Source organism: Leucobacter sp. (assembly GCF_053528595.1).
Map to the genome: position 1 here is coordinate 36,242 of NZ_JAIVPF010000077.1, position 19,968 is coordinate 56,209.

At 69.5% G+C, this 19,968-nt stretch carries 11 protein-coding genes; 5 read left to right on the forward strand and 6 right to left on the reverse strand.

The features are described 5' to 3' along the window. Window positions 1-18: 18 nt before the first annotated feature. From ACWKZU_RS15680 to ACWKZU_RS15700, 5 genes are read right to left on the reverse strand one after another with little or no spacing between them, the layout of a single operon-like run. Entirely contained in the window at window positions 19-1,164 is a 1,146-nt protein-coding gene (locus ACWKZU_RS15680; RefSeq protein WP_449283267.1) for an ABC transporter ATP-binding protein, read from the reverse strand. Further along, the gene (locus tag ACWKZU_RS15685) at window positions 1,148-2,014 is read right to left on the reverse strand and encodes an ABC transporter permease (protein WP_449283268.1); all 867 of its coding nucleotides are present in this window, start codon (window positions 2,012-2,014) and stop codon (window positions 1,148-1,150) included. Before ACWKZU_RS15685 ends, ACWKZU_RS15680 begins: the two co-directional genes overlap by 17 nt. A gap of 48 nt (window positions 2,015-2,062) precedes the next feature. Next, window positions 2,063-2,791, reverse strand: coding sequence for a DapH/DapD/GlmU-related protein (locus ACWKZU_RS15690; RefSeq protein WP_449283269.1), 729 nt, complete (start codon window positions 2,789-2,791; stop codon window positions 2,063-2,065). After that, complete coding sequence (locus tag ACWKZU_RS15695; RefSeq protein ID WP_449283270.1) at window positions 2,784-4,331, reverse strand: polysaccharide pyruvyl transferase family protein; 1,548 nt, start codon at window positions 4,329-4,331, stop codon at window positions 2,784-2,786. The genes ACWKZU_RS15690 and ACWKZU_RS15695 overlap by 8 nt, the downstream gene beginning before the upstream one ends. 41 nt (window positions 4,332-4,372) lie before the next feature. Next, complete coding sequence (locus tag ACWKZU_RS15700; RefSeq protein WP_449283271.1) at window positions 4,373-6,379, reverse strand: glycosyltransferase; 2,007 nt, start codon at window positions 6,377-6,379, stop codon at window positions 4,373-4,375. Between the two features lie 94 nt (window positions 6,380-6,473). Here ACWKZU_RS15700 and ACWKZU_RS15705 point away from each other — a divergent pair, with 94 nt between their 5' ends. Genes ACWKZU_RS15705 through ACWKZU_RS15725 form a run of 5 tightly spaced genes read left to right on the forward strand, consistent with a single transcriptional unit; the run spans window position 6,474 to window position 17,789 of the window. Then, window positions 6,474-7,745, forward strand: coding sequence for a nucleotide sugar dehydrogenase (locus tag ACWKZU_RS15705; protein ID WP_449283272.1), 1,272 nt, complete (start codon window positions 6,474-6,476; stop codon window positions 7,743-7,745). Window positions 7,746-7,802: 57 nt separating this feature from the next. Further along, on the forward strand, window positions 7,803-8,186 hold the full coding sequence (locus tag ACWKZU_RS15710) for a hypothetical protein (RefSeq protein ID WP_449283273.1): 384 nt from the start codon (window positions 7,803-7,805) through the stop codon (window positions 8,184-8,186). 15 nt (window positions 8,187-8,201) lie between these two features. Further along, entirely contained in the window at window positions 8,202-13,250 is a 5,049-nt protein-coding gene (locus ACWKZU_RS15715; protein WP_449283274.1) for a bifunctional glycosyltransferase/CDP-glycerol:glycerophosphate glycerophosphotransferase, read from the forward strand. Continuing rightward, the gene (locus ACWKZU_RS15720; protein WP_449283275.1) at window positions 13,243-15,756 is read left to right on the forward strand and encodes a bifunctional glycosyltransferase/CDP-glycerol:glycerophosphate glycerophosphotransferase; all 2,514 of its coding nucleotides are present in this window, start codon (window positions 13,243-13,245) and stop codon (window positions 15,754-15,756) included. Before ACWKZU_RS15715 ends, ACWKZU_RS15720 begins: the two co-directional genes overlap by 8 nt. Then, window positions 15,753-17,789, forward strand: coding sequence for an acyltransferase family protein (locus ACWKZU_RS15725; protein WP_449283276.1), 2,037 nt, complete (start codon window positions 15,753-15,755; stop codon window positions 17,787-17,789). Before ACWKZU_RS15720 ends, ACWKZU_RS15725 begins: the two co-directional genes overlap by 4 nt. On the opposite strand, the gene ACWKZU_RS15730 is transcribed toward ACWKZU_RS15725, so the two are convergent. Then, window positions 17,790-19,889, reverse strand: coding sequence for an acyltransferase family protein (locus tag ACWKZU_RS15730; protein ID WP_449283277.1), 2,100 nt, complete (start codon window positions 19,887-19,889; stop codon window positions 17,790-17,792). Window positions 19,890-19,968 lie beyond the last annotated feature (79 nt).

Below are 19,968 nucleotides of genomic sequence, written 5' to 3' on the forward strand. Positions count from 1 at the left end.
GGGTCCGCTGCGCGGAACTCAGTCCCGGACGAACTCCACCTCGGAGTCCGGGGAGAAGAAGGCAGTCCCGTGCTGGAAGCGCAACGACCTGCGGCCGTTCTCATCCAGAGTCTGGATCTTGCCCGCGACGAAGCCCCAATCGCCCGCCGGCCCCCCGGCGGCGGCGTACGCGCGCTGGAACGCGCCGTTGCGGAGCCCCCGGGTGACCTTCAGCGACGACGAGGCCAGGATCATGCCCTTGCTGCAGGGCTGCATCAGTCCTCCGCCGTTCTCGTCGATGACGACGGGTTCGCCCTCGAGCACGCCGTACTCGCTCGGATAGGCGGTGACGAAGCGGTCCAGCGACTCGCGCAGATCGAAGGGGCCCTTCCTGGCCTGCCGCAGGCGCCGGGCGGCCGCCCCGCTCGTGCTGTCGAGCACCTTGAGCGCCTCATCGATGGGCCCGTCGAAGATGGCCCGGCCCTGATGCAGCACCACTCCGCGGTCGCAGAGCTGCTTCACCTGGCTGGCGCTGTGGCTCACGACGAACATCGTCGTGCCGCGGGCCCGCATCTCCTGCATGCGGGCGGCGCACTTCTTGCGGAATGCCGCATCGCCGACCGACAGCACCTCGTCGATCAGCAGCACATCGACCTCGGTGTGCACGGCCACCGCGAAGCCGAGCCGAGCCTGCATCCCCGACGAGTAGTGCTTCACCTCGGTGTCGATGAACTCGCCGATCTCCGAGAACTCCAGGATGTCGTCGAAGCGCGCGTCGGTCTCCTTCTTCGACATCCCGAGGATCGCCGCGTTGAGGTAGACGTTGTCGCGACCGGTGAGGTTCGGGTTGAACCCCGCGCTCACCTCGATGAGACCCGCGACACGACCTCGGGTGCGCACCCAGCCGCTGTCGGGCCGCATGACCCCGGAGAGCATCTTGAGGGTCGTCGACTTGCCGGATCCGTTGCGCCCCATGAGGGCGATCGACTGCCCCGGGGGGACCTCGAGCGTGATGCCGTCCACGGCGTTGAAGTGCGAGCTGAGCTTCTCCCGCTTCAGCAGCGCGAGGAACGACTCCTTGAACGAGCTGTTGTACTTGAGCGTGAACGACTTGGTGATGTCGTTGATGACGATCGCCGGCTTCTGGGCGACGTCCGCCGGCTGCGTCTCAGAGGTGCTGGGCAAAGTTCCCCTCCATCTTCCGGAACGTGAGCTGCCCGATGAGCAGGGTGGCAAACGCGATCGCAAGGCCGATCATCGCGTTCAGCATGAGGTGCTCCGGCCGATCCGACCCCGGTGCGATCGGCAGCCAGAACACGTCGTGGAAGAGCTCGACGGTCACCGTGACCGGATTGACCATGTACAGGTGGTAGATCCAGGAGGGTGCGAGGTCGCGCACCAACTGCGAGGAGTAGAGCACGGGCGAGGCCCAGGTCGAGAACATCAGGATGAGGTCGACGATGTTGCCGGCGTCGCGGTAGGCCACGTTGATCGCGCCGAAGAACAGCCCGAGCCCGAGCGCGAACACCAGCACGATGACGAGGCCGAGCAGGAAGACGAGGACCTGCATCCAGGTGATCGTCCACCCCAGGAAGATGCAGATCACGAGCAGCACGGCGGCCTGCGGCAGGAAGTGGATGAACGCGGCTCCGACCGCCGAGACGGGGAAGAGCTCTCGCGGCAGATAGATCTTCTTGACCAGCGAGGCGTTGCCCGTGATCGCGTTCGTCGAGTTGCGCAGCGCCTCGCTGAAGAGGTTGACCGTGATGATCCCCCCGAACAGGTACACCGGGAAGTAGTCCATGCCCCGGTTCGCTCCGAGCAGCACCCCGATCACGAGGTAGTACATGAGGAACTGCGCGGCGGGGCGCACGTAGGACCAGATCCAGCCGAGCACCGAACCGTAGTAGCGGGTCGCGACGTTCTTCTTCAGCAGCAGCGAGAGGAGATACCGGTGCCGCAGGACGTCCCACAGGCCCTTGCTCTTCCCCGGAGCACTGTAGTCCGGGTCTGTGAGCGCCGCTTCATAAACCACGAGGATGCAGTCTACTTCGTTTCCCTGACGACCCTCTGCAGCACCGGATCAACCGAGGGCCGCGGTGACCGGGCGCAGATCGGGGTGGGCGCGCCACCACGCGATGTGGCCGTTCAGCGCGGCGAGGTCCTCGGGCAGCCAGTCGCTCCCGGTCAGGAACTCGCCCGCCTCGTAGTGGGCCCGCAGCGCAGCGGCCACCTCCGCACCGCACCCGGCGCGCTCGATGCCCACGGCGTTGACGCCGGTGAGCCGCGGCGGAGTGCCGTACACCTTCGCGAACGGGGGCACGTCGCGGGTCACGGGCGTGCCCATCCCCACCATCGCCCCCGGGCCGATGACCCGTCGCTGATGCACCACCGCGTTCATGCCGATGTTGACCCGATCGCCGATCGCGCAGTGCCCCCCGATCGAGACGCCGGCGGACACGGTCGCGTCGGCCCCGAGCAGCACGTCGTGCGCGAGGTAGGCGCGGTTGAGCACCCAGCTGCGCGCACCGACGGTGGTCTCGCGGTAGGTGCCCTGGTGGATGACGGCGCCCTCGCGGATCACGGCGCCCTCGCCGATGCGCACGCCGGAGTGCTGCAGGTCGCCCGTCCAAGCCGTGTTCTGCGGCAGACTCGACATCTCGGGAGGGGCGCCGACCTGGGCTCCGGGCCCGATCCAGACGCCGTCCTCGATGACGCAGGGGCCCAGGACGACCGCCCCCGGTCCGATCTTCACGCCGTCGCCGACGACGACGCCCTCGCCGATGAACGCCGTCTGGCTGATCTCACTCATTCGGTCCCTTCCCCCGCAAGCTGCGCAGCTTCAGGCGCACGCGATCCCGCAGCGCGGCCCCCGGGGGCCGCACGCGATGGCGCAGCTCCGCATACTGGGCGTGCAGACCGGCGATCTCCTCGCGAGTCCGTTCCAGCTGCTTCTCCAACTGCCCGATCCGGGAGACGTGATCCTGCTCGGTGAACGAAGCGTTCAAGCGGTAGAGGTTCGTGCCCTCCTGCGCCACGCGGGCCACCGCGAGCAGTTCCTCGTTCCGCTCGTCGGTCCAGGACGTCTCAGAGACGGACGGGAGATCCTCGCGCGGCACGGACTCGCCGTCGCCGATGTCCGCGACGATCCCGTCCCACCATCTCGACTGGTACGCGCGCCGGGCGAGGCCGACGGCCCGCACCCCCGAGCGGATCCTTTCGCCCTCGGTCCAGAGCGCCCCGAGCACGCGGGAGCCGAAGAGCGCCGTCCATGACTCGTAGGGGATCGCGAAGGACTCCATCCCCAGGTTGGCGAGCGCTCCTCGCATGCGGACGGCGGAGTAGTAGCTCGTCACGATCCCGATCGCGGGGGTGCCGACCGCCGCACCGAACACCACCGGGTGGTAGCGCGTCGACACGGTGAAGACGGCACCTGCGGTGACCGACAGCAGATCCCGCGCCGAGATGATGTCGAACGACCGCACCCGGCCACTCGCCGAATAGGCCGCGATCCGCTCGTGGCCGAAGCGATCGCCGTCCTGCCCCAGGTCATCGGCGTCGCCCAGTCGGCCCATGTGCGGCAGCAGCACGATGTCCGCGTCCTGCTCGGCGACGATCTGATCGAGCATCGTCGCGAGCTTGCGATAGTACTCCTCGCGGGAGAGGCCCGTCGACCAGGCGTGGTACGTGAAGCTTCCCACGACGTAGCGCTCGGAAAGGCCCAGCAGATCCCGCGCTTCCTCCGGGGTGCGCGACGGCTCCAGCAGGATCGCGTCGTCGAGCGTGTGCACCACGTTGCCGGCATCGCCGACGATCTCGCGCATCAGAGCGGCCGTGGTGCGCTCCCGCGCGCCGAACACCCTCGCGTAGGAGGCGATCTCGCCGACCAGCTCGCGATCCTCGGGGAGGAGGTGGGGGCCCACGGTCTGGCTGGACACGTAGAGCGGGATCCCGAAGTGCTCGGCGAGCCGCTTGAGCGTCAGTCGCTCGAAGATGTGGTGCATGCCGCTGGAGTTGAGATTGCCCCCGCCCGCGATGACCACGGCGTCGGCGGCGCGCACGGCGTCCACGGTGCGCACGGCTTCCGCCGGGATATCCCCCTCGCCGCGCGCGCCCGCCACGATCGCGTCGAGATGGCGGATCTTCGGCTCGCGCCGGTAGATGGTGCGGTAGCCGAAGCGGGGCACGGCGTCGACGTCGTAGAACGGCGCGGAGATCCCGGGGTCACCGGCCATGAGGGTGACCTGTGCTCCTCGCTTGCGCAGTTCGGCGATCGCCACCTCGGTCATCGCCTCGTCGCCCAGATGGTAGTTGCCGTTCCAGCTCACATCTCCGATGACGACGACCCTCATGGCTACCTCTGTTTCAATCGCGTGCGGAACCGCTGACCAGCCTAGTCGGTGCCGGGCCCGCCCGCGGCGAGGGCCTCCCGCGCCTCGGAGCCGATGACCGCGCCTCTCCGGTAGCCGGGCAGGAGCACGACGTCACCGGGCAGGAAGCGGTAGTCTCCCCCGTCGCCCGTGTAGAGCGCGAACTCGCCTTCGTCATCCGCGGCGATCGCGTCGATCGGAAGCGTGTTGAGCCTGCGATAGTCCCGCGGTCCGGGCGGTTCGGCCGGAAGGTAGACGAAGCGCCACGTCCGCGCGAGCACCTCGGCGGGGAAGGGCTGCATCTCGTGGTGGGAGAGGCCGGTGCTCACGAGCAGCCGCGCGTGCTTCATCAGGATGAAGTGCCGCGCGCTCCCCCTCGTCACCGTCCGCAGACCGCGAAGGGCTTGCCGGTCGGAGGAGGAGTCGACCACGCACCACACGTCGGGTGCGCCGGGTCGCGCGTCGAGCAGACTCCGGCACACATCCGGCAGCCAGGAGGCGCCCGCCTCGTCGGAAACCGCCCAGGCCCCGGAGAAGCGCCGGTCGTAGCCGGTCACGGCGGCGAACCGCAGCGGCAGAGAGTAGCGGAGCCTCGCGAACGCGCTCCGAGCCCGAGCGCCCAGGGTCGGCACAGGGCCGCTCGGAGAAGCCGCACCTCCATCGGGTCTGCGCTGCCCGAGCTCCGCGCGGATCCCGGCCGCCGTCAGCGGCCGGCCGCCCAGCTCGAACACGAAGCCGTCCGTGCTCGTCAGCACCACCGAGTCCGGCGCCGCCGGCGACAGCCGCAGGATGTGCTGGTAGCCCCAGGTCGATCCGAGGTACTCGACGCGACGGACCTTCGTCTCCCGGATCCCGGCTCCGCTCACCTCCAGCCCGCCCGGCGCCCCCGGCGCATCGGAGTAGAACCCCACCCGCAGCGACGACGCGGGGTCACCGCCCAGTCGTTCGACGGGCGAACGGCGCAGCCCGCGCTGCGCCGCGAAGAGCCAGGCCATCCGCATCTCGAGGGGGACGTCGAAGATGCGGAACGACTCGATGCGCCGAGCACCCATGCGCCGCAGGTTCTCGGCGAGCTCCGCCCGGATCTCGTCGAGAACCCCCTGGGCGACGCCGTAGACGGGCGAGTCCGCCTGGCGGTTCCGCCGGAAGAGGTAGAACGTGAAGTACAGCAGGGTGTTCGCCAGCCACTGCGGGCACTCCGCTCCCGCGGATTCGAGCAGGGCCCGGTGCGTCACCCCGAACACCGTGGTGAAGCGCTCGATGTTGCGCTCCTGCGTCTTCACGATCGAGGAGTCGTCGATCCGGCGCCGATAGCAGTACTCCGCCGACGGCACCAGCACGTACCGGGCGCCGTTCAGCAGCAGGTAGCGCATGATGAAGTCGGCGTCCGAGGCCGTCGGCAGATCCTCCCGCACCCGCTGCCGGTGCGCGGCGATGCGCTCGGCGCTGAAGAAGACGGTTCCCCCGAGCGTCTGGATGTCGTCTGGGGTCTCGATCAGATCCACCGCACGGCGCTCCCCTCCCGCGTACTTGAAGTCGAGCGGGTGCCGGATGTCCCTCCCCTGCGGGTCCTGCAGGCGGATGCGGCCCACGAACATCCACTCGTCGGGGTGCGCCGCGCGCGCCGCCTCGATCTCCGCGAGATAGCCCGGGTCGAGACGGTCGTCGGGGTCCGGCGAGGAGACCCACGCGCCGCGCGCACGAGAGAGACCGGCGTTCCTCGCGGAGGCGACTCCGCCGTTGCGCTTCACGACGGTGCGCACGGCGTAGTCGGTGCGCCCGGCCCACTCGCGCACGACCTCCTCCGACCCCTCCGGGCAGCCGTCGATCACGAAGACGAGCTCGTACCCCGAGTGGTCGGCGGTCTGGGCGTCGAGCGACGCGAGGAACCCGGGCAGGTACTCGGCCACCCGGTAGCAGGCGAGGATCAGCGTGGTGTGGGGCGTGCGGGCTTCCCAAGCCGCCTCGGGGAGGTTGCGGTCGTCGGCCTCGACCGGCTCGTCGCGAGCATCGATCGGATCCCTGCTCATATGCCCCCGCTACCCGTGACGTCAGGCCCACAATCTACCATCGGGCGGCTCCGGCGAGTTCGTCAACGCAGCTCTTCCCGTTTAGAATGTGCTGGTGAACAGTTCAGCTGCACCCAAGCTCATCGTCATCGGCCAGGGCTACGTCGGCCTTCCTCTCGCCGTCCGGGCGGTCGAGGCGGGTTATGACGTGATCGGCATCGATTTCGATCAGCGCCGCATCGATGCGCTGAACCGGGGCGAGTCGTACGTCGAGGACATCCCGGACGACGCCCTGGCCGCGGCGCGCGAGTCGGGGCGCTATCGCGCGACGAACACCTACGACGAGGCTGCGGGATTCGACTACGCGGTGATCACCGTGCCGACCCCGCTCAAGGACTCGCTGCCCGATCTGAGCTTCATCGAGAGCTCGGGCGCTTCACTCGCCCCGCACATCACCCCGGGCGCGACGATCGTGCTCGAGTCGACCACCTACCCCGGCACGACGCAGGAACTGCTGATCCCCATCCTCGAGCAGGGCTCCGGCCTCACGGCGGGCAGCGACTTCCACGTCGGCTACAGCCCCGAGCGCATCGATCCGGGCAACCAGAAGTTCAGCTTCAAGACGACCCCGAAGATCGTCTCGGGCATCGACCAAGCGTCGCTGGAGCGGGTCGACCGGCTGTTCTCCGACCTCGTCGACCGCACGGTGCCGGTGAGCACCCCCCGCGAGGCCGAGATGGCCAAGCTGCTCGAGAACACGTTCCGCCACGTCAACATCGCGCTCGTCAACGAGCTCGCCGTCTTCGCGCACGAGCTCGGGGTCAACGTCTGGGAGGCCATCGACGCCGCGGCCACCAAGCCCTTCGGATACATGAGGTTCACCCCCGGACCGGGTGTCGGCGGTCACTGCCTCCCCATCGATCCGAGCTACCTCTCCTGGAAGGTGCGCACCGAGCTCGGCCGCAACTTCCGCTTCGTCGAGCTGGCGAACGACGTCAACGAGCACATGCCCGATCACGTCGTGCAGCGCACCATGCACCTGCTCAATGACGAGGGCAAGGCGCTCAAGGGCTCGAACGTGCTGCTGGTCGGCGTGGCCTACAAGAAGGACTCGGGCGACTCCCGCGAGTCCCCGGCCCTGCGGATCATCGAGCTCCTGGGGCAGTACGGCGCGCGCGTGCTCGCCGTCGACAGTCACGTCGAGGACCACCGCTGGCCGGCGGGAGCCGAGCGCGTCGAGCTGACCCCCGCGACCCTCGCCGAAGCCGACGTGGCCATCGTCGTCACCGACCACTCGGACATCGACCTGTCGCTGCTGGTCGACGCCCCGCTCCCGGTGTTCGACACCCGCAACAGCGTGCAGGGAAGCAACATCCACCGGCTCTAACCCCCGGGGCCGGGGCGCAGGGCGCCTCGGGCCGAAACGGAACCGCAAAGAAGGATCATGCGCCTCTCCTCTCAACGCCAGCTCATCGCGATCATCGTGCTCGGCGCCTGCGTGCTCGCCACCGCGGCCGTGTGCCTCTTCGCCCCGCTGCGCATCGCGCTGCTCGCGCTGCTCGTGGTGCCGGCCGTGTGCAGCTTCGTGGTCCTCGTCTTCCTGCGGAAGACACTCTCAGCCGTGTATCAGCTGCGCGACTCCCTGCACGGCGGGGTCGCGACCGACACCGCCGCGACCAGCGAGGCGGTGCAGCGCGAGTTGGGCGTCGTGACAGCGCGCCTGGACCGCATCGAGCACCATCTCCCCGAACGGATCGCGGCTCGCGTGGCATTCGAGAACGCGCGGCGGGACGAGCCTTCGACGCCGGGCTCCTCGGCGGATCAGTAGCCCAGATCCTCCTCCATGTCGCTGCACATGAACGCGTCGAACGAGTTCGCCGGATCGGGTGGGCTCGGCGAGCCCACCGAACTCACCCGCATGGAGTTCATGCGCCTCAGTCGTCAGTCGCCCTGGCGCATGCTCTCGATGGGCAGCCGGCTCCGCTCGTACGACGTGCTGGAACGCCTCGCGCGCGATTCGACCGAGGGCAGGATGAGCTGGCCGCGCATGCTCGCGTGCATCGAGGACGGGACCTCTTCCTCGCAGATGCGGGAGTGGAACGCTCCCTATGCCGTGTGCTCCGTCATTCTGGCGTGCGTCCTCGATCCCGGTCCGCGGCATTTCTCCGCGGCGTCCACCGTGCTCCATGCGCTGGCAGGCGAGTCGAAGCTGTGGACGAAGGGCGCTGCCCACGCGCTCCGGCTCGCGGCTCAGACCTCGGTGCTCACCGACGCCCACGCGCTGTTCCGGGAGTTCGCCAAGCTCCCCTTCCTCCCTCCGGGGGTGGTCTGGGCCGGTGAGACCGACTTCCTCCGCCCGCAGACGCGATCGGAGTGGGACGCCTCCGACGGCGCAGCGGGCGCGGACGGGGAACCCGGCCAGTTCGACATCTGGTGGAAGGCGTTCAACGCGCCGTTCACCGAACGCGGTCTGGCGCCCTACGGCCTGCAGCCCGAGGGCTTCGACGACCCCGAGCGTCTCTTCTCGGCGATCCGGGCGCCCGAGGTCGCTCCCGCTGCGCTCCCGCGGGAGCAGCAGCCGCTCGTCACCGTCATCGTGCCGACCTACTGCCCCGACGCCGGCTTCCTCAACACGATCGAGTCGCTGATCCGGCAGTCCTGGTCGAACCTCGAGGTGCTGATCGTGGACGACAGCTCGCCTTCCGGTCATGAGTTCCTGGCCGCCGCCGCAGCCTCGGATCCGCGCGTTCGCGTGATCCCCCTGTCCGAGAACGGCGGGGCCTACCGGGCCCGGAACGCGGGCCTGCTCGAGGCCCGCGGCGAGTTCGTCGCGTTCCAGGACGCCGACGATCTCTCGCATCCCAAACGCATCGAGTTGCAGGTGCTCCCGCTGCGCGAGAACACCGGCCTCATCGCGTCGGTCTCGCGTGCGCAGCGCGTCCTGACGGACGGTACGCTGACCTACTTCGGCTACCTGCCGCATCGCACCAACGCCTCGTCGCTGACGTTCCGCCGCGCTCCGGTGCTCGAGCGTCTGGGACGGTTCGATGCCGTGCGCAAGGGCGCCGACTCGGAGTTCACCGAGCGTCTCACCAGCGCTTTCGGCGGGGACTCGCTGCTCGAACTGCCCGACCCGCTCAGCCTCGTGCAGCTCACGCTCGGCTCGCTGTCGCGTTCGGACTTCCGCCCCACGTGGATGTCGGGCAACCGTCTCAGCTACATGCGCCAGTTCCAGGCCGCGCATCGCAGCATCGCCGCTCAGGCCGCACCGGACTGGAGGCTGAGCGACGCTCGCCCCGCCATCACCCGTTCCGCCCCGGGCATGCGGGGCGAACCGGCCCGTGAGCGGCTCGCGGTCGCGGTCGTCTCGGACTGGAACGACAACATGGCGCCGCTCCGCGACGCCACGACGCTCGTCCGGGGTCTCGCGGCCGGGACCGAGCAGCCCGTCGGACTGGTCAACGGAGTCCGCCCGCGCTTCAGCTCCATGGAGCGAGCGCCCATCGACGACGGACTCGCCGAGGCCGTCGAGCGCGAACGGGCCGTGTGGGTGAACTGGATCGATCCCACGAGGATCGATCGGCTGATCTTCGACAGCCCCGAGTTCCTCTGGGCGCTCCCCCACCCGGACGAGCTCGGCCTGCAGGCGGGGCGCGTCGAGATCGTGCTCGACGAGTACCTCCGTCGCGTGGACGTCCCGACCCTGCCCCCGATCGAGTGGTGCGAGGACCGGGTGCGGGAGCGGTTCGGGGTCCGCCCCGTCTGGCTCGTCGCGTCGGCGTCTCTGCGGGACCGGCTGCGCTCGCGCGGCAGCGACGCCGAACTCCTGAGCGGGATCGCGGCCGGCCCGTCCGGGGCCCGGCCGCTCGTCCCTCTCCGACCCGTCATCGGCGTGGTGCTCCCCGCACGCGCGGATCATGCGCAGTGGGACTGCGCTCGTGTGCTCGCCCAGCTGCCGCCCTCCGGGATCGGCGAGGTCGTGCTGTACGACGAGACGGGGGCTCTGGATCCGCAAGACCCGCTCGCGCAGCGACTGCCCGTGCTGACGTCGGGGGACTGCGACCGGGAGGAACTGCTGCGACGCGTGGGCATCCTGGTTCCCGATCTGTTCGGGGAGCGCCTGCTCGCGGCCGAGACCTGGGTCCGCAGCGGCCTCCGAGCCGGCGTGCCGATCGCGCTGCCCTACGGCGTCGAATCCATGCAGCAGCCGCCCGCCCTGCGCTATCCCGTGGGAGGGGCGCGGGATCTGCTCTCCGTCCTGATGCTCGATCCCTCCTACGCCGAGATGCGGGCCGATTCTCCGGCCCGGTTCGAGCCCGCCGCCGAGCCCCCGGCGATCCGCTTCGTGATTCTCGGACCCGAGGATGAGGAGCAGGTCGAAGCCACGCGGGAGTCCATCCGCGGACTCTCTGACGATCACGAGATCCGTGTGATCCACGGCGACCGGATCGGCGACCTTCTGCGGGAGGGGACGCTCGACGGCCTGTCCGCCTCGTCGCGCGTCTGCCTCGTGCCCGCTGGGAGTCGGTTCGCCACGGACGCCTTCGCCGGACTCCACGGATCGGCCGCCGAAGACCTGCACGTCTTCAGCGAGGCGGCCTACGAGTACCGTCTCAACCAGGAGCTCGAGGGGGTCGGCACCGTCGTCGCCGGAGGGGGCGCTCCGCTCTGGGCCGGTTCCACGGCCACCCTGGTGCGGGCCGACGTGCTGTCGGCGGTCGTCCATCGATACTCCGGGCACGGCATCGGGGACGGCATCGCATTCGCTGCGGCGCTGTCGGTCAGCGGCGGTTTCGGCGTGCTCGGCGGCGTGCACTCGCCGAAGGGGCACGAGGACCGCGCGGACGAGGCGCCCGAGGCGCTCACGGAGAGCTGGTACACCGCCTTCGCCGACGACTGGGCGCATCTGCTCGAGACGACGCGGGGGATCGGCCCCGCGCACGACTATCTGCAGGAGGTGTTCGTCTACCTCCTGGCCGTCCGGCTGCGGCTCAACAGCGGGCCCGGCCAGAAGCTCACGCTCTCGGACGCCGGTTTCGCCGCGTACTCCCGGCTCCTCACCCGCGCGCTGAGCACCGTCGACGACGCCCGGCTCTGGTCGCCGCGGACGCGGGGCAAGGCCCTCTCGTCCGCGTTGCGGCACTTCCTCCTCCGGCTGAAGCACCTGCACGATTTCGCTCCCGCGCAGCTCGAGGACGCCGACGGGCCGTTCACCGAACTCAACGGACTCGAGATCGAACGGCCGAAGGCGACGCGGATCACCATCGACGGGATGCACACGAGGGACGGCGTGCTCACGATTCACGGGCGCCTGCCGCTGCACTTCGACTATCCCGGCTACGACCTCGTGCTCCGCACCGGCGAGGAGTCGTTCCCCCTCCAGGATCGGGGCAGATACGCCGACGTGCTGCTGCACGGGCACCTGCTGTCCCGCGCGCGAACGTTCAGCGCGGAGATCCCTCTGACCGGCATCGGAGAGCGCGTGGAGTTCCGCTACGAGAACGACCGCGTCTCGCTGCCGCTCCAGCTCTACTTCGCGCGAGCCGCGGCGAAGCTGAGCTATCAGCAGGGGGCCTACTGGGCGATTCCCGGCACGGGAATCCTCACACCGGTGCATCGCGGGATCGCGATCGCCCCGTACTCGCGGAGGAGGCTGATCGCGGCCGAGATGCGCAGACAGCGCTTCCTGCGCGGTTCCGGCGATCCCGTGCGCGTCGCGGCCGCGCGCCTGCGGCTCAAGTACTTCCTGTCGCGTCGCCGCTTCAGCCGCAAGCGCATCTGGATGTACGCGGACCGCATCGTGAAGGGCGGCGACAACGGGGAGTACGCCTATGCGTACGCCGCAGCGCAGAACGACGGCATCGAGAAGCACTACGTGCTGCGCCCCGGCAGCGCTCTCGAACGGCAGTTCCTCGAGAAGGGACTCCCGTACCTCTCCTACGGTACGGACGAGCAGCGCCTGCACTATCTCAACGCCTCCGTGGTCTTCGCCACGCGCCTGTCCCCCACCGACACCTTCGGCTTCCAGGACGACCAGAAGCACTTCCGGGATCTGTTCGACGCACGTGTCGTCTACATCAACCACGGCCTCGTGATCGATCGCCTCGACTACGTGCTCAACGCGGGCTACACCGACTTCGAGCGCGTGTGCGTGGTCTCCGGGATGGAGCGCGACAACCTGCTGCAGCCGTCCTACGGATACCGACCCGATCAGGTCGAGGTCACCGGTTTCGCGCGCTACGACGGGCTGGTCTCGGCGCCCCGGCGCACCATCCTGCTGGCGCCCACCTGGCGCACCTACCTGCACGATCCGCAGCAGGGCGACCGCCAGGCCGACGGTCATCGAGCCTTCCGCCGCACCGAGTACTTCCGCGTGTTCGACTCGCTCATCAACAATCCTCGCCTCCACGAGGCGCTGCGCCGATTCGACTACCGCTTCGTGTTCCTCCTGCACCCCAACGCCAGCTCCCAGCTCGCCGACTTCCAGGCGCACGACGAGCGGGTCGAGGTGCGGGCCGCGACCGAGGACGTGAGCTACGAGCAGCTGCTCGTCTCCGCGGATCTCATGATCACCGACTACTCCGGAGTCCAGTTCGACTTCGCGCACATGCGCAAGCCGGTCGTCTACTATCAGCCGGACTCGATCCCTCCCCACTACCGGGAGGACTCGTTCGACTACGAGCGCGACGCCTTCGGAGAGGTCACGGGTTCCGAGGACGAACTGGTCGATCTTCTCTGCGCGTACCTGGAGCGGGACTGCGTCGTCTCGCCCCGGTACGAGCGGCGGATCGAGGAGTTCTTCGGACATCTCGATCACGACAACGCGAAACGCATCTACCGGGTGGGCAGAGAGGTCGACCGCCGGCCGGATGAGGAGCCGCACCATGGCTGACCCCGTCTCCACGATGATCAACCGCGACGCCGCCGACTGGGAACGATCGGCGCCGCACACCACGCTGATCGTCGCCTGCTATCGCGTCGCCGAGTACCTTCCGGCGTTCTTCAGCTCCCTGGAGCACCAGACCGCCGATCACCGGGGCTACGAGATCGTCTTCGTGATCGACGGATCCCCCGATGATTCGGAGGGCATGGTGCGCGAGTGGATGCCCACGACGGACTTCGCGGTTCGCGTCGTCTCGAAACCCAACGGCGGCGTCGCGTCGGCCCGGAACATGGGACTGGAGTGGGCGCGCGGCGCGTGGGTGACGCACCCGGATCCCGATGACCGGCTCGACCCGGACTACCTGGCCGAAGTCGAGCGGGCTCGCGCGGCCTTCCCCGAGGAGACCATGCTCGCGGCACGCGCGATCCTGACCTCACCCGCGGGCGAGGAGATCGGCCACACGCTCGACGCCCGCTACGCGGACGCCGGCATCTCCGTCGTCGACCTCCACGCCGAGCCGCGGAAGATCCACACCCTCGGCGGGGTCGCCTTCTTCAAGCGCGCGGTCATCGAGCGGCACGGGCTGCGTTTCGACGAGCGGATCCTGCAGTCCTCCGACACCGATTTCATCGGGCACTTCCTCCTCTGCAACGACGCGCGCTATGTCCTGGTGCCCGGCGCCGGGTACCGGTATCTCCGCCGCTCCGACGGCTCCTCGATCGTGTCCACCCACAGCGGCAACATGTCGCGCTACGCCTCCCTGTTCGGCATCTCGCACGGCGGGCTCCTCGATCGCGCGGGCGACGAGTGCCCGCCCTGGCTGGCGAACCTGCTGCTCTACTTCGTGTTCATGCTGTTCAGACGCAATCGGCATCCCGACACCCCCGTCGACCTGGCGGGCGAGCACGAACTCGCCATCATCCGGCGACTGCTCAAGCGCAACCTGGAACGGATCGGCGCGGAGTCGATCCGGCGCTTCGACATCTTCGCGGTGCCGCTCGAGTACCGCATGGCCTGGCTGGCCGCGGTCGGCGAGATCGATGCGTCTCCCGTCGAGCATCTCCTGTGGTACCCGGCCTCCGGGTCGAGGCGCGTCGCGATCTATTCGACGGACTCGGCCCCTCCCGTGGATCTGCGCATCGAGCCGCGGACCGCGGTGATCACCGACCAGAAGCGCCGCTCGATCGAGTTCCTCGGGGCCGACTGGGTCTATCAGCACGTCTTCGTGTACCGGGCCGCCCCGGGCTCGCGGGTCGCATTCGCGTGCGGGGGAGGTTTCGAGATCGAGGCCGGCGGCGAGGTGCTCGGAGCCGCGGATATCCGCGCCACGTACGGGCTCGAACCGCCGATCGCGGTGCAGCCCCGAAGCCAGCGGCCTCCGGCCGCCGCCGGTCGGCCGGAGGCGGCCGGCGAGCGCGCCGAGCGCCTCCCGAGGCCCGGCCTGCTGCGTCGACGCGTCTGGGTGTTCCTTCCGGACGAGCACGGCGATGCGCTCGAGTGCCGCGCACTGCACGAGTACACGAAGCGGCACCTCTCGGACGTGCAGGCGAGCTTCGTGCTGCCCGAAGGCTCGCGCCACGCCGAGTGGCTGCGATCGGCCGGCGCACGGACGGTCACCGCCGGCTCCTCCGCCCACCTCGCGCTGATGCGCCGGGCCCAGCTCGTGTTCACCCCCCGGGCCACCCGACAGGCGTTCGATCCCTTCCCGGGGCAGGACCTGCGTCGCGATTGGCGCATCGTTCTGCTGCCGCGGACGGGACTCGACCGGCTTTCCTATCGCGACGGCTCCATCGCACGCGCCGACATCGTCCCCGTGTCCACCTCGATCGAGCTGGAGCGGATAGGCGGTCGCTACGGCAGATCGCTCGTCATGCCGAACAGTGCGAGGTTGAGCGGGCTCCCGCATCACGACCTGCTCGAAGCGGCCCGGATCGCGCCATCCGCACTCGCACTCGCCCCGAGCTGGCCCCGCGACCTGAAGCATCCGGCGATGCTGCCTCCGGAGGGACTCGAGCAGGTGCGCACCACCGATTTCATCACCGGGTGGAACTCGGTGCTGCAGATGCCCGAGCTCCGGGCGCTCGGACAGCGCATCGGACGCGTGGTGCTGCTCCTCCCCGACGGGGCTCCCGCCGACCTGTTCGCCGTTCCCGGCCACGTCGAGATCGCGTCCTCGGCAACCGAGCGGATCGCGGTGCTCGGCGCCGCCGCCGCGGTGCTCACCGACTACTCCGGCACCGACGCCCTCGACGCCGCCTACCTCGGCCGTCCCACCGTGTATCTGCAGACCGCCCCCTCCCGCCGCCTCGGCCCGCCCGACAGCCCGCGGCGGCGCTCCTCGGCGTTCCGCGAGGAAGGATTCGGTCCCGTGGTCCGCACCCCAGCCGCAGCGATGGCCGCGCTGGAGGGTGTCATCGAGCACCTGCCGGACCGCTATCGTCGGCGGGTGGAGGAGGCCTTCGACCACCGGGACGGACGGGCTCGCGCGCGCCTGGTGGATGCGCTGCTCCGATGAGCGGATCCGTTCGGACGAGCGAGCGCGCCCCCGCGCGGCCGGCGCAGGCTCCGTCCTCGTTCCGGCCGGACGTTCAGGGGCTCCGCGCGATCGCGGTGGTGCTGGTGGTGCTCTACCACGCCCGACTCCCCGCACTCACCGGCGGCTTCGTCGGCGTCGACGTCTTCTTCGTGATCTCCGGCTTCCTCATCACCGGTCACCTGTGTCAGAGCCTGGTGCGCCGCGACTTCGCCTTCGGGACGTTCTACGCCCGCCGCGTGCGCCGCATCCTGCCCGCCTCGCTCTGCGTGCTCGCAGCGTCCCTGCTCGTCGCGTGGCTCGTCGTCCCCCCGCTCGCTCTCGCCAGGGTCTCGCGCGACGCCGCGTGGACGGCTCTCTACATCCCCAATCTCCTCTTCGCCCGCGAGGGCACCGACTATCTCGCCTCGCCCGACCCCAGCCTGTTCCAGCACTACTGGTCCCTCGGGATCGAGGAGCAGTTCTACCTGCTCTGGCCGTTCATCATCTGGGCGGTCTACCGGATGTCGCGCAACAGCCTGCGGGTGGTCACGTGGACCATCGCGCTGATCGTCCTCGCGTCGTTCGCCGCGTCGATCCTGCTGACGCCGATCAACCAGCCGTGGGCGTTCTTCCTGCTCCCCACACGCGCATGGGAGCTCGGCGTCGGTGCGCTCATCGCTCTGATCCTCATGCGTCGCCCGTTGCGCGTCGTCCGCCGCGTGCGGGTCGCCATCGCGGGCGTCGCACTCGCCGCGCTGGCCGCCTGCGCTCTGCTGTTCAGCAGCACCACGCCCTTCCCCTCGTACTGGGCGGCGGTACCGGTGCTGGCGACGGCAGCGATCATCGTCGCGGGCCCGTACGACGGCCTGCTCGGCAAGCTGCTGCAGAATCGCGTCGCGCTGTGGATCGGCGCCGTCTCGTACTCCGTCTATCTGGTCCACTGGCCCCTGCTCATCCTGCCCCAGGCGGCCGGTTCCTGGAGGACGCCCCTCTCCTCCTGGCAGTCCCTGCTGCTCGGCCTGCTCGCCTTCCCCCTGGGCTGGCTCAGCTATCGCTTCGTCGAGACGCCCTTCCGGCGTCCGCGAGCCGGATGGCGCGGTTCGTCGTGGCCGGCGCTCGCGGCGGCCGTGATCGCGGGGGTGCTGGTCGCCGGCATCGCCGTGGTCGGCATGCGCGCGGTCCCCGCGATGGCGATGCACGCCGCAGAGGCGGCACCGGATTTCGTGCTGACGAACGCTCCCGTCGCTCCGCCGGTGGTCGGCAGCAACCTCAACGTGCGGTTGCAGGACCACCAGGAGGAGTCCGCTGTTCCCAGCGGCCGGGGCTGCAACCTGACGACGGTCAGCACCGATCCCCCGCCGGGATGCACCTACGGGTCCGATCCGGACGCCCCATCGGTGGCCCTGATCGGAGATTCCCACGCCGCCCAGTGGGCCCCGGCGTTCGAGACCGTCGCCGAGGCCGGTGCCATCCGTCTCACCGCTCACACGAGAAGCGGCTGCCCGCTGCAGGATCGCAGCCTCTCGGCGGGGTTCGACGAGACCCCCGCGTGCATGCTCTGGAAGCAGCAGGTGCTGGACGCGCTCGCGGCGGATCCGCCCGACCTGATCGTGCTGAGCAGCTCGGTGAGGCCCGAACTCACTCCCCCGGAGGCGTACGAGCGCTCGATGCGGGCGCTCCTCCCCTCCCTGCCGTCGGGCAGCCGCATCGTCCTCCTGCAGGACACGCCCCTCTTCCCCGGCGACCCCATGTCCTGTCTGTCGAAGCACACGCGCGCACCGCAGCGGTGCGCGGTCGATCGGGAGGACGGCGTCCACACGGAGATCGCCGCCGTCGACGAGGTGCTCGCGGACGATCTCGGCGTCGCCCGGCTCGACTTCACGGAGTACCTCTGCGGCTCGACCTGCCCACCGGTGCAGGGGAACCTCCTGGTGTTCAAGGACCGGCACCACATCTCGAAGACGTTCTCCCGCGAGATGGCGCCCGTCGTCGCGGAGGCGCTGGCGCCGTTGCTTCCGCAGCAACGGCGGTAGCTAGCCGCCCGCGGCTTCGACGGCCGGCGAGAGACGCGCTTCGAGCAGATCGACCGTCGACTCGATGAACGTGTCGGTCAGATGCGAGCCCTGCCGATACACCAGCACGTCTCCGATGACCGCGGGGCAGCGCTCCGCAGCGGGGCAGGCCAGGTCAGCGGTGTCGACCGTCGTCTCCACTCCCAGCAGTTCGGCGGCGGCCAGCTGGAAGCCCGCTCCCGATCGCTCGATCGCCTCGTCGCGATCGAAGGAGCACTGCGAGAGCTCTTCGGGGTGCTCGGCGACGCATTCGTACACCTCGAAGTCCGGGGCGGGATTGTCGAGCAGGGGGACGACGCGGATTCCCGCCTCCCGCAGCTCGGACCACCACGCCGCGATCATCTCCGCCCCCGGGTCGACGTCCCCACCTGAGTCGACTCCGTCGAACACCTTGCGGCCCGTCGTCACGACCACGTCCGGCGCATCCTGTTTCAGCCGGGCGAGCGCCGAACGATTCCACTCCGCGCAGTTGGCGCGCTGTCGGTCGCCGAGATCGTAGAGCGGTTCGGCGAAGGCGCACGCCGACTTGAAATAGGTGCTGATCCGCCAGCCCCTCCGCTCCGCGATCTGCGAGATCGCCGGTTGCCACTGGAGGATCTTCGAGTCGCCGACCAGCGCGACCTGGAGGTCGCCTTCGGGATCCCCGTACTCGCAGACCACGACCTCGGTCTCGTCGTCGCTCACGACGCAGCCGTCGTGCTGAGCCTGCGGCAGATCAGCGGTCGCATCCGCCGGCGAGGGCACGACTCCCGCCGCCGTCTCGGCGGGCTCGTACGGCAGCACCACCCCGTCTGCTCCGGTCCGCAACGCACCGGCACCGCTCGCGGGCGAGCCGGTCGCGGATCCCGCACCGGTCGAGCTCGGCACCAGCAGGATCAGCACGAGACCCGCGAGTACCCCGACGAAGGAGAGGTTGAGGCCGAACGACACGGTGAGCCCCGGGCTCCCGGCCAACCGCTTCGATCGGCGGATCGGGTTCTCGATGAACTTGAGGCTCAGCCAGGCGAGCACTCCCGAGAAGAGCACCAGCAGCAGCCGGTATCTGAGCCTGAGCTCACCCCACTGCGCCTCCGCCAGCACCAGCACCGGCCAGTGCCACAGATACCACGAGTAGGACAGGCTCCCCATCCAGACGAGCGGACCGAGGGCGAAGAACCGTCCCGCGTCGATCCAGCGCAGATCCCTCCCCGTGGTGGCGATGATGATCGCGGCGGTGCCCAGCACGGGCACGAGTGCGGCGGTTCCCGGCCAGGGCGTCGCCTTGCTGAACGCGAGGGCGGCGAAGCCGATCGCCGCAGCGCCTCCCCAGCCGAGGAGCACCGCGACCGCACGCGGCAGCAACGGCCACCAGGCGGCCCCCACCGCCACCGCGGCGCCCGCACCGAGCTCCCACAATCGGGTCGTGGTGACGAAGAAAGCTCCGTCGGGATTGACCTGCGTGTAGTGCACGGACCACACGAAGCTGGGGATCGCCACGAGAGCGAGGACGGCGCCGGTGAGCGTTCGCACCCGCCCGGTGCCGCGGCCCCTGAGCACCAGCCACGCGCCCAGGGCGAGCAGGATCGGCCAGATCACGTAGAACTGCTCCTCGACCGCAAGCGACCAGAAGTGCAGCAGAGGTGAAACGCCCGCGCCCTCGGCGTTGTAGTCGACGGCCTCCGCGGCGAAGCGCCAGTTGACGATGTACAGCGAGGCCGCGGCGATGTCGGCTCCGATGCTGCGCCAGGAGGTGTTGGGTACGACGAACCAGGCCGCCAGCGCCGTGACGACGAACACGGTGAGCGCCGCGGGCAGGAGCCGCTTCATCCGGCGACCCCAGAAGCTCACCAGGTCGAGCCGACCCCTCGTCTCGATCTCCCGGACGATGTGGCTCGTGATGAGGAACCCGCTGATGACGAAGAACACATCGACACCGACGAAGCCGCCGTGGAGGATCGGAACGCCGGCGTGGAAGAGCAGCACCAGGCCGATCGCCAGGGCGCGCAGTCCCTCGATCTCGGGCCGGAAGGATCCGCGGCGGACAGCAACCCCGCTCTTCTGCGTCGCGTTCCTGCTGCTCATCCCCGACTTTCGATCCTGAAATACACCAGCGGTAATCCTACTCGACGCTTCGTGTACCTTGGCAGGGTGAAGAAGGCTG